Source organism: Nocardia farcinica, assembly GCF_029867845.1.
Classification (GTDB): domain Bacteria; phylum Actinomycetota; class Actinomycetes; order Mycobacteriales; family Mycobacteriaceae; genus Nocardia; species Nocardia farcinica_A.
Window position 1 is genome coordinate 1 of the sequence record NZ_JARWRU010000710.1, and the last position, 10,785, is coordinate 10,785.

A 10,785-nucleotide genomic window follows, 5' to 3' on the forward strand; every position below is an offset into this window, starting at 1 on the left:
CGCCGCGAATGCCCCGGGCCACGCCGGACCACTGGGCGGGGGCCATGGCGCGAATGCCCCCGGCGGGCCCGGACCGCTGGGGGTCGGCCCCGGCGCACCGGTCACGCAGACGGCGAGCGCGCCCTCCCCCGCCGACCACAACGCGACCCGTCCCGCGCAGTCGGTGGACGAGTCGCGCAAGCTGGCCCAGCCGCAGCGGGTGCCACCCGCGGCGGAGCGGGCTGCCGAACCGGTGACGGCGGGCGGGCATTCGCGACGCTGGCTGCTGGCGGTGGGCGCGGCGGGCGTGGTGCTCGTGCTGGCGCTGGTCGGGCTGGCGGTGGCGCTGATCGGTGGCGGGTCGACACCGGAGGACGATGTGCGGGCCGCGATCGGGGACTACACCTCGGCGTTGCGCGAGGGCGACCTGGAGCGACTGCGGTCCGGCACCTGCGGGTCGCTGCACGAGTTCTACCGGGATCTGCCCGCCGAGCAGTTCAGCAACGTGCATCAGCAGTCGGTGGAGCAGGGCAACATCCCGGTGGTCGCGAGCGTGGACGCCATCAAGATCACCGACGGGACGGCGCTGGCGCTGGCCACGGTCTACACCGAGGCCGACCCGGGCAATCGCTCGGAGCGAACCTTCGATCTGGAGGAGACGGAGCAGGGCTGGAAGGTCTGCGACCGGCCTGCGGAATCGGAGTGACATCCCCCTGAGGGCCCGTCGCGGTCGTCACACTCACCTGGTCAAATGACCATCCCGGCCACTAACATGGCCGGGATCATGGGCAGTGAACAGACGATGACGGCTCCGCAATCCCAGGTCGCGGCCGCGACCGCGCACACCGCGAACCCGGCCGCGCAGACCGGCGACACGGCGGGCGTCCCGGAGGCGACCTCCACTCGCGAGCTGGCCGGGCGCCGCTTCCTGGTACGCGATCCCTATCACATCGGCAGGGAGAAGATCCGCGAGTTCGCCCGCGCGGTGCAGAACCGCCACGGCGCCCACCACTCCGGCGAGGACGCCGACCGGCTCGGCTACCAGGGCCCGCTCGCGCCGCCCACCTTCTCCTCGGTGATCGGCATGGCCGCCACCAACGCGCTGCTCGACTCGGTGCTGCTCGAGTACGACCTGGCCCAGGTGCTCCAGACCGACCAGACCTTCGAGCTGCGCCGTCCGTTCCTGCCCGGCGACGCCATCCGCACCCAGGTGGTCATCGAGTCGATCCGCACCTTCGGTGACAACGATTTCATCAGCGTGCGCGCGGAGATGTCCGACCAGCACGACGAGATCGTGCAGATCGCCTCCACCACGATCGTGGCCCGCCGCGGCGCGGAGATCGACCCCGATCTGGCGAAGATGGTGCAGAACATCTTCATGCACTCGCGCCCGAAGAGCCAGGCCGTCGGCATCACCGAATCCGGTGTGCTGCAAGAGCTCGACGAGCACACCCCGACGGGCCGCAAGGCCGAGTTGCGACCGGTGCACACCGTCCCCGCCTTCGCCGACCTGGCCAAGGGCGACGCCCTGCCCGCGGGCAGCGCCCGGCTCACCCGAGGCGACCTGGTCAACTACGCGGGCGTGGCGGGCGATCCGAACCCGATCCACTTCAGCGACGAGGCGGCCGAGCTGGTCGGCCTGCCGACCGTGGTCGCGCACGGCATGCTCACCATGGGCCTGACCGCCGACTACCTGACCTCCTGGCTCGGCGATCCCACCGCGATCGAGACCTTCAGCGTGCGCTTCTCCGGTTATGTGCCGGTCGGCGTCGACGCCCCGGCCGTCATCGACTTCAGCGGCAAGATCAAGGCACTGCACGAGGACCGCCGCGCCGCCACGGTGATGCTCGGGGCGACCTCGCAGGGCCGCAAGCTGTTCGGCCGCGCGATCGCCGACGTCCGGCTCTCCTGAGCCGGCCTGCCCGGCACGGTTGCCAGGCGCGCCGCGCGACCGGATCACCCCGCCCCGGTGCGCCCGCGCGCTCAGCCCAGCTCGGCCCGCATGAGGTAGACGTTGTAGTCGTTCCAGGTCGAGATGGTGAAGTACAGCTCGTCGCCGCGTGACCACGGGTGGATGAATCCGCCGTACAACTCGAGGTGGTCGAACACGGTGACCGTCGGCGCGGGCTCCGACCACGCGCCCTGCGGCGTGGCCGACTCGCGCACCACGATGGCGGCGCGGGCGGTGTCGAGGTAGCTCATCTGCCACACCCCCCGGTCGGCGGCGTAACGCACCGACAGCTCCCCCACCGGCGCCGACACGATGGGCGTCGCGCCCGCCGCGCCGCCGACCGGCGTCCACTGCCCGTCGCGCCAGTACTGGTAGGCGGTGGTGTTGAGGATCTGGTCCTGGGCGACCCTGGCCAGCCCGACCGCGCCGAGGCGGGTGCTCGGCGTGCCGAACAGATACACGTGGCCCTCGTGCGGGACCATGGCGCTCACCTGGAAGGTGGACAGCCCGAAGATGTTGTCCCAGCGGGCATGTGGGTCCTTGGTCCAGGTCTGCCCGCCGTCGTCGGAGTAGGCGATGCCGCCGTGGTTGGTGTAGAAGGTGCCGGGCAGGCTGTTCCAGGTGCGCAGCGACATGTAGCTCAGGTACTGCCTGCCGTCGAGCGCGAAGCCGGAGGTCGGGATGGTGGTGATCTCGACGTTGTCGAGCTTGCGGCTGGAGAGCACCTCGGCGGCGTGGCAACGGCTGTCGGTGACCATCCGGTCGAAGGTCATGCCGTCGGACAGGTCGGTGTCGGAACTGAAGGCCAGCACATTGCTGCGCCAGTCCCCGCCCATGCCGCCGGGCGGGTGGAAGCCGACCCCGACGGTGTCGCCGAAGGCGACCGCGATCTCGCCCGGCGCGCTCTCCCACATGATGCCGAGGTCGGTGCCGTACACCTGCCAGCGCTTGTCGGTGCGGTTCACCGAGTGCGCGCCGGTGAGCTTGGCGATCTCGGTGACGTTCGTGACGCGCGGCGCGGGCGGGGCAGCCACCCGCGCGGCGGGCTCGACCGGCGGGGTGACCGGCGCGGGCGGCGGCGGAACCTGCTGCTCGGGGCCGGGTCCCGGGAGCGCGAAGTAGAACGGGTGCGGGTCGAGCAGCAGTTCGGGAATGCCGAGCCGCTGGGCGAGTCCGGGCGGCGGCTGCGGCAGGTCGGTGAGATCGGGGCAGGGGTTCTCGCACGGATCGGCGGGCAGAGTCATCTCCACCCGCACCGGCTCGGGCTCCGGCGGCTGCGGCGGCAGCACCGTGACGACCGGATACGGGATCGGCACCTCGAGGGTCTCGGGGATCAGGTCCTCGTGCACCGGCGCCGGATCGGTGCGACACGGCCCGATGCCGGGGATCGGTCCCGGCGGCGGATCGGCCGACGCCGGGGCGTGATGCAGTGCGACGAACAAGCCCGCGAGGCCGAGCGCGGCCCGCACGCGGATCGACATACCAACCCCCTGTGTGCCGGGTGGTCACCGCTGGTCAGCGACAGACCCTACCGCGACGACGCCGTCCGGGGCCCCGATCGGACCGCGACACCACCGGACCGTCGCGGAAGAGATGACGGTGGTCAGCCGACAGCGCGGAAGGTGATGACCGTCGACCCGATGCGGATCATGTCCTGGTCGGCGAGCAGCGCCGATTCGATCGGCTCCTCGTTGATGTAGACGCCGTTGGCCGAGTGCAAATCCTTGATGAGCAGACCGGCCCGGCTGGGCACGATGTGCGCGTGGTACCGGCTGGCCTTGGGGTCCTCGACCACCAGGTCGTTGTCGGTCATGCGCCCGATGCGCATGCCCGCGTGCGGAATCGGCAGTTCCCGGCCGTCGGGCAGGCGCAGCACGCCGCTGCGGATCGTGCGCGGGCCCTCGGTGACGGTCTCGGTCATGGCCGCGGCCATCCGCTCGACCTGCTTGAACTCCTTGGTGCTCAACGGTTCCTGGCGCAGCACCCGCTGCTCCAGCTCCACCAGGGCGGGGCCGGGGTCGATGCCCAGTTCCTCGGCGAGCACGGTGCGGACCCGGCGGCAGGCGTCCAGCGCGTCGGCCTGGCGGCCGGACAGGTACAGCGCGGTGATGAGCTGCCCCCACAGCGGCTCGCGCAACGGGTGCTCGGTGGTCATGGCGACCAGTTCGCCGATCACCGACGACGCGCGCCCGCAGGCGATCTCGGCGTCGATGCGGGCCGAGGCGGCCAGCAGCCGCTCCTCCTCCATGGCGGTGGCGAAGCTCTCGGCGAATTGCAGGCCTGCCAGATCCGCCAGCGCGCGCCCGCTCCACTCGGCCAGCGCGCGCCCGTAGGCCACCGAGGCGCCGGTGTGGTCGCCGAGTTCGGCCGCCTTGGCGCCGGTGTCGCACAGCGCCTCGAAACGGCCGATGTCACAGGCCTCCTCGGCGATCTCCAGCCGGTAGCCCGAGGACTCGGTGCGCAGCACGGCCGCCGGGTCGACCCCGGCGGTGCGCAACGCCTTGCGGATGTTGGAGACGAAGACCTGCAGGCTCGCCGCGTAGGAATCCGGCGGGTCCTCGTTCCACACCATGTCCGCCAGCGCCGCCGAGGACACCGCGCGACGGCGGTTGACGGTGAGGGCGGCCAGCAGCGCCCGCGGCTTGGGCCCGCCGACCGCCACCGGCTCGCCGCCGACGAACAACCGGACGGGCCCGAGCACACGTACATCCAGACTCATGAGCTCGGGCCTCGCCTGTGTCTTATCCGAATTGTGTGATCAGACCTGGGGACGGATCAGGCGCTGATGGACCGTCCGGCCGACTTGAGGTCGTTGCACGCCTCGACGACGCGCTCGGACATCGAGGCCTCGGCCTTCTTCAGGTAGCTGCGCGGGTCGTAGGTCTTCTTGTTGCCGACCTCGCCGTCGATCTTCAGCACACCGTCGTAGTTGGTGAACATGTGGCCCGCGACCGGGCGGGTGAAGGCGTACTGGGTATCGGTGTCGACGTTCATCTTCACCACGCCGTAACGCAGCGAGTCCTCGATCTCGGACTTCAGCGAACCGGAGCCGCCGTGGAAGACGAAGTCGAACGGCTGCGCGTCGGCGCCGAGGCCCAGCTTGGCGGCCGCGACGCGCTGGCCCTCGGCCAGCACCTCCGGGCGCAGCTTGACGTTGCCCGGCTTGTACACGCCGTGCACATTGCCGAAGGTGGCGGCGAGCAGGTACTTGCCGTTCTCGCCCGCGCCCAGCGCCTCGATGGTCTTCTCGAAGTCCTCCGGCGAGGTGTAGAGCTTCTCGTTGATCTCCGCCTCGACGCCGTCCTCCTCACCGCCGACGACGCCGATCTCGACCTCGAGGATGATGTTGGCCGCCGAAGTGGCCTTCAGCAGCTCCTTGGCGATCTCGAGGTTCTCGTCGATCGGGATGGCCGAGCCGTCCCACATGTGCGACTGGAACAGCGGCAGGCCGCCTGCGTTGACGCGCTCCTGGGAGATCGCGATCAGCGGCCGGACGAAGCCGTCCAGCTTGTCCTTGGGGCAGTGGTCGGTGTGCAGGGCGATGGTGACGTCGTACTTGGCGGCCACCACGTGCGCGAACTCGGCAAGCGCCACCGCGCCGGTGACCATGTCCTTCACACCCAGACCGGAACCGAACTCCGCGCCGCCGGTCGAGAACTGGATGATGCCGTCGCTACCGGCGTCGGCGAAACCCTTGATGGCCGCGTTTATCGTCTCCGACGAGGTGCAGTTGATCGCCGGGAAGGCGAAGGAGTTCTGCTTGGCGCGAGCCAGCATCTCGGCGTAGACCTCGGGGGTTGCGATGGGCACTGAACAGACCTCCATGTACGACGCTCTCCGCCCGCCGGCGCGGGACGGGTGCTGATCCTGCTGATCAGCCTAGGCGAGACGGCGGCCCCTCCGACAGGGACCCCGGAACCCACCGTGCGACGCGCGCCACAATTAGGCAGGCCCTGCGAACGCCGGTACCCTTGGCCACGTGATAGCGCTGGCCGGCACGGAGACCTTGACGACCGATCTCGCCCTCATGCCAGGCTTCCTCGACCCGGTCAACCTGCTGAACTCCTTCGGCACATGGGTGCTGGTGGGGTTGCTGGCCGTTGTCTTCATCGAATCCGGTCTGCTGTTCCCGTTGCTGCCCGGTGACTCCCTGCTGTTCACCGCGGGCCTGATCGCGGCGGCCAAGTCCGAGGAGATCGAGCCCTTCGCGCCGATCGGCGTGCTGCTGATCCTGATCCCCGTCGCGGCCTTCGCGGGCGACCAGGTCGGATACATGATCGGCAAGGGCGGCGGGACCGCGCTGTTCAAGGACAACGAGTCGCGCTTGTCCAAGAAGAAGTACATCGACGAATCGCACGCCTTCTTCGAAAAGCACGGGCCGATCACCATCATCCTTGCCCGCTTCGTGCCGTTCGTGCGCACCTTCGCCCCGGTCGTCGCGGGCGCCTCGGCGATGAGCTACCGCGTCTTCGTCACCTACAACGCGATCGGTGCGATCCTGTGGGGCTCGGGCGTCACGATGCTCGGCTACCTGCTCGGCCAGATCCAGTTCATCCGCGACAACATCGACCTGATCTTCCTGCTCATCGTGTTCGTCTCGGTGGTGCCGATCTTCCTGGAGATCTTCAAGCGCTGGCGCAACAAGGGCGAGGGTGACGGCGAGGGCGCCGCGGCGGGAAACGCCGACGCCGTCACCGAAGAGATCGCGGTGGTGAAGACCACCAACGGCCAGAGCTGAGCCCATGACCACCGCGTCGAGCGGGATGAGTTTTCTCGAGTCCGCCGGTCCCGCCCTGGTGTGGACCGTTGTCCTGAGCTTCGTCTTCCTCGAGTGCGCGGTCATCGTCGGCCTGTTCCTGCCCGGCGACTCCATGCTGCTCACCGCGGGCGTGGTGATGGCGGGCCACGAGATGGGCGAACGGCAGATCTGGGCGCTGGCGGTCGGGGCCATGGTGGCCGCCGTGGCGGGCAACCAGGTCGGCTACGTGATCGGCCAGCGCACCGGCACCGGATTCGTGGCCCGGCGCGACGGCCGCTACGTCAACGCCCAGAACCTGCAACGCGTGGCGTCCATGCTGGAGCGGCACGGCTTCTGGGCGGTGCTGGTGGCCCGGTGGATTCCCTGGGTGCGCACACTGTGCCCGCTGGTGGCGGGCGCGGCGCGGATGGACCACCGCCGCTACACCGTCGCCAGCACCCTCGGCGCGATCATCTGGGCGCCGGTGCTGCTGCTGATCGGCTTCTACGCGGGCAGCCACCTGGCCCGCATCCCCTGGCTGATGCACGGGGTCACCGGCGCGCTGGTGCTGGCGGTGGTGGTCGGCACCGTCGTCGGCATCCGCGGCTACCGCCAGGAGATGCGCCGCACCGCCGCCGAGGCCGAGGCCGACACCCAGCCCATCGAGTACGCGCTGGACGGCCGCCGCGAGATCGACCCGCCGACGGTGGTGCTGCCGCGCTGGGAGCCGGGCACCTACCGCTAGAAGCCCGCCGCGCTCACCTGGTAGGCGGCCTCCATCAGCATCCAGCCGCTCAGCTGCACCGACAGGTCACGCTCGGGCACCGCCGAGGAGGTCACCGAGCCGCCCGAGGTGAAGTAGCCGGCGCCCGAGGTGCCGCCGGGCAGCACGGCCCGCTTGGTCCAGTCGGCGCCGAACAGCGGCTCGCTCTCGATGTCGAGCCGGTTCGCCCAGGCCGCCGCGGCGGAGGCCTGCACGATGTCGGCGGCAGTGCGCCGATCCTGGCGCTGCACCGGGCCGTCGCCGGGCAGCGCGATCGCCACCACCGCCAGGTAGCGCGCCAGGATGCCGTTGAACAGCCCGCCGTCGCCACCGCCGCCGCCCGCGATCACCCCGCCGGTGGTCATGTGTTCCTCGACCGCGCCGAGCAGCCGGTGCACCCGCTCCAGATGGCGCGGCTCGTCGGTGTGCACGGCCAGTTCGGCTTCCAGGCCGAGCACCACGCCCTGGCAGTAGGTGAAGGTGGGGCGCTCGATCTCCCCGGACGGCAGGTGGATGCCGTCGAGGATCAGGCCGGTCTCCCGGTCGCGCAGGGTCGCGTCGATCCAGTCCGCCATCTGCTGGGCGCGGGCGTGCCTGCCGAGCCTGCACAGCGCGATCGCGGCCGGACCGTTGGCGGGGGCGTTGTAGTAGTCCGAGCGCATCCGCCACGGGATGCCGCCGCCCACCTCGGGCCGCCAGGCGTCGTAGAGCTTCTTCTCCAGCGCGGTCAGCGCACGCCGGGTGGAGGTCAGGCCCTGGATGCGGTCGGCGCGCTCGAGCGCGATGGCCAGCCAGGCCATGTCGTCGTAGTACTTGTTGGTCCAGCCGGTGAGATTGCGCATGCGGTGCGAGCGCACCAGCTCGGCCACCCTGCCGCGGCGCGCCGGGGTCGGTGTGCGGTTCACCGCGTCGACGGCGCAGTCGATCAGATGCGCCTGCCACCAGTAGTGCCAGGAGGCGAACAGCCGCTCCCGCCTGGTCGCTGGCCACCCGACCACGGCCAATTCCGTTCCAGGACAAGCCCACAGGGCGCGAAGGTGCCGGGAGATCACGGCGGACTCGGCCATGTCGGCCCGTTCGGACCACAGGGCGGGGGTCGGGGTCGTGTCCGGCCCTGGCAGCGGGCTGCGCGTGGTCATAGGTCAATGGTGCCAGGTTTACGGCGATTCCTGCCGCTGAATTGTTACCGTTCGGCTGCTTCTTCCGTTACCGATGCCGGTGCGGGGCGGACGTGCCGCGTCCGTGCCTTCCGAGACCGTCACCACGCCGTGGACAGGTCGGCGTGCGCGCGCACCCAGGCGTGCATGGCGATGCCCGCGGCCACCCCGGCGTTGATGCTGCGGGTCGACCCGAACTGGGCGATCGAAACCGTCATCGCCGCCGCGTCTTTCGCGTGCTCGGTGACGCCGGGGCCCTCCTGGCCGAACAGCAGCAGGCACTCGCGCGGCAGTTCGGCGGTCTCCAGCGGGATCGCGCCGGGGACGTTGTCGACCGCCACCACGGTCAGCCCGGTCCGCGCGGCGAAGGCGCACAGCGCGCCGATGTCGGGATGGTGCTCGATGTGCTGGTAGCGGTCGGTCACCATGGCGCCCCGGCGATTCCAGCGCCGCCTGCCCACGATGTGCACCGCGGCCGCGGCGAAAGCGTTGGCGGTGCGCACCACGGTGCCGATGTTGGCGTCGTGGGCGAAGTTCTCGATCGCCACGTGGAAGGGGTGCCTGCGGCGGTCGATGTCGGCGACGATCGCCTCGCGGGTCCAGTACCGGTAGGCGTCGACCACATTGCGGCGGTCGCCGTGCGCGAGCAGCTCCGGGTCCAAACGCGGGTCGTCGGGCGGCGGGGTGCCGAACTCGTCGAGCCACGGGCCGACGCCGTGCGGGTGCTCGCCCCACTCCGTCGGCCCCGGCGCCGGATCGGCGGTGCTGTCCCGCAGCTCACCGACGGTGCCGTCCCGCACGTCACCGGCGGTGCCGTCCCACACCGGATCGGCGGTGCTGTCCCGCGCCTCACCAGCGGTGCCGTCCCGCACCGGAGCTGCGGGGTCGATCGAGTGCTCTTCCACGCGGCCGATGCTAGAACCGGCCGCGTCGGGCGCGGTGCCCAGGACCCGCGGACTGTGTCCTGCGCCCCGACGGCGTCCCGTCCGACACCGAGGGCCGCGCTCGGCGCCCCGAGGACTGTGCGCACAACCCCGAGGGCTGTATTCAGTACCCCGAGGGCTGTATTCAGTACCCCGAGAGCTGTATTCAGTACCCCGAGGGCTGTATTCAGTACCCCGAGAGCTGTGCTCAGTACCCCGAGGAGGCCGTGGAGGCGCCGATGATCATGAAGACGATCATCAACGCGAAGCCGAGCACGTAGAGCGCCAGCAGGATGGTGCCGATGATGCCGCAGATGTAGCCCGCCTTGGCCGAGCCCTGCCCGCCCATCATGCCGCCGGAGGCCTCGATCTCCTTCTGCACCCGGGCGCCCATCCACCAGGCGAACGGGGCACACAGCTGGCACAGCACCAGCCCCAGGATGCCGAGGATCAGCACCGTCGTCGCCTGCGGGTGGTCCTGCGGCGCCCCGTAGGGCAGGTACGGATTGCCGTACTGGGGTGGGTAGGTCATGCAGCGATGCTAGTGCCTGCGCGCGTGCGCGCGGGGATCGGCGAGGAAGTACTGGGCCGCGGTGTAGGTCGCGAGAACGACCGCCTCCGTGCGCCTTCGGGCCCTGGTGGAGCGGGCGAAGACGCGGCGGGCCACGATCAGCCCGTCGGAGACGGTGAACAGCAGCGCGCCCAACGCCAGCCTGCTGCGCGGATCACCGTCGGGGACATTGATGCCCGCGACGTTCAGTGCCTCGGGGGCCAGTTCCGGGTCCGAGGCCAGCACGCCCGCGGTCGCGAGGGTGGCGCCGTAGGCGGTGAGCGGGGCAGCCACCGAGGGCGTGCGCGCCCGCATCAGCAGCGCGGCGCCGAGCCAGGCGGCGGCCCGCTGCACGGCGAGCGCCTTGACCGGCCTGGCGCCGCGCCGCCACCACAGCCGGGCGTAGCCGGTCTGCATGACGGCGAAGGCGGACGCGCCCGCGACCAGGCGACGGTCGTCGTCGGGATCGATGAGCAGCACGTCACCGACGGTCGCCGCGCCGAGCGAGGCCAGCAGGACCGTACGCTCGGCGGGTTCGATGTCGGCGCCCGAGGTCACCACGTCGGCGGCCAGCAGCGGCATCAGCAGCGGCTTGGCCAGCCACTGCACCCGGTCGCGGGGGGGGGGGGGGCGGGGGCGGCGGGGGCCGCCCCCCCGCCCCGGGCCCCCCCCCCGCCCGCCGGCCGCCGCCCCCCCGGCCCCCCGCCGCCCCGGGCCGCCCGCC

Annotated in this window: 11 protein-coding genes; 4 read left to right on the forward strand and 7 right to left on the reverse strand. The window is 71.1% G+C overall.

Annotated elements, in window-relative coordinates; all coding sequences use genetic code 11:
- Together QH283_RS15580 and QH283_RS15585 are read left to right on the forward strand one after the other, a co-directional pair.
- Positions 1–685 (forward strand): Rv0361 family membrane protein (locus QH283_RS15580; RefSeq protein ID WP_280503709.1); only part of this gene is annotated, 685 nt, incomplete at its 5' end.
- A gap of 45 nt (positions 686–730) precedes the next feature.
- Entirely contained in the window at positions 731–1,891 is a 1,161-nt protein-coding gene (locus QH283_RS15585; protein ID WP_280503710.1) for a fused (3R)-hydroxyacyl-ACP dehydratase subunits HadA/HadB, read from the forward strand.
- A 71-nt stretch (positions 1,892–1,962) separates the two neighbouring features.
- On the opposite strand, the gene QH283_RS15590 is transcribed toward QH283_RS15585, so the two are convergent.
- The 3 genes from QH283_RS15590 to fbaA form a co-directional block, all read right to left on the reverse strand.
- The gene (locus tag QH283_RS15590; protein ID WP_280503711.1) at positions 1,963–3,411 is read right to left on the reverse strand and encodes a DUF4185 domain-containing protein; all 1,449 of its coding nucleotides are present in this window, start codon (positions 3,409–3,411) and stop codon (positions 1,963–1,965) included.
- A 122-nt stretch (positions 3,412–3,533) separates the two neighbouring features.
- Positions 3,534–4,649 (reverse strand): BTAD domain-containing putative transcriptional regulator, encoded by a 1,116-nt coding sequence (locus QH283_RS15595; protein ID WP_280503712.1) that lies wholly within the window; start codon positions 4,647–4,649, stop codon positions 3,534–3,536.
- Positions 4,650–4,705: 56 nt separating this feature from the next.
- The gene (gene fbaA, locus QH283_RS15600; RefSeq protein WP_280503713.1) at positions 4,706–5,755 is read right to left on the reverse strand and encodes a class II fructose-bisphosphate aldolase; all 1,050 of its coding nucleotides are present in this window, start codon (positions 5,753–5,755) and stop codon (positions 4,706–4,708) included.
- Positions 5,756–5,957: 202 nt separating this feature from the next.
- On the opposite strand from fbaA, the gene QH283_RS15605 reads away from it, so the two are divergent.
- On the forward strand, positions 5,958–6,668 hold the full coding sequence (locus QH283_RS15605; RefSeq protein WP_280503717.1) for a VTT domain-containing protein: 711 nt from the start codon (positions 5,958–5,960) through the stop codon (positions 6,666–6,668).
- Between the two features lie 4 nt (positions 6,669–6,672).
- Complete coding sequence (locus QH283_RS15610; protein WP_280503714.1) at positions 6,673–7,413, forward strand: DedA family protein; 741 nt, start codon at positions 6,673–6,675, stop codon at positions 7,411–7,413.
- Here the strand turns inward: QH283_RS15610 and QH283_RS15615 are convergent.
- The 4 genes from QH283_RS15615 to QH283_RS15630 form a co-directional block, all read right to left on the reverse strand.
- Complete coding sequence (locus QH283_RS15615) at positions 7,410–8,498, reverse strand: glycoside hydrolase family 76 protein (protein ID WP_280503718.1); 1,089 nt, start codon at positions 8,496–8,498, stop codon at positions 7,410–7,412. The two genes, QH283_RS15610 and QH283_RS15615, sit on opposite strands and share 4 nt — an antisense overlap.
- A gap of 191 nt (positions 8,499–8,689) precedes the next feature.
- On the reverse strand, positions 8,690–9,364 hold the full coding sequence (locus tag QH283_RS15620) for a TrmH family RNA methyltransferase (protein WP_280503719.1): 675 nt from the start codon (positions 9,362–9,364) through the stop codon (positions 8,690–8,692).
- A gap of 355 nt (positions 9,365–9,719) precedes the next feature.
- Positions 9,720–10,043: a DUF4190 domain-containing protein gene (locus QH283_RS15625; RefSeq protein WP_280503715.1), complete on the reverse strand. Its 324-nt coding sequence runs from the start codon at positions 10,041–10,043 to the stop codon at positions 9,720–9,722.
- Positions 10,044–10,052: 9 nt separating this feature from the next.
- Positions 10,053–10,785 (reverse strand): lysoplasmalogenase (locus QH283_RS15630; RefSeq protein ID WP_280503716.1); only part of this gene is annotated, 733 nt, incomplete at its 5' end.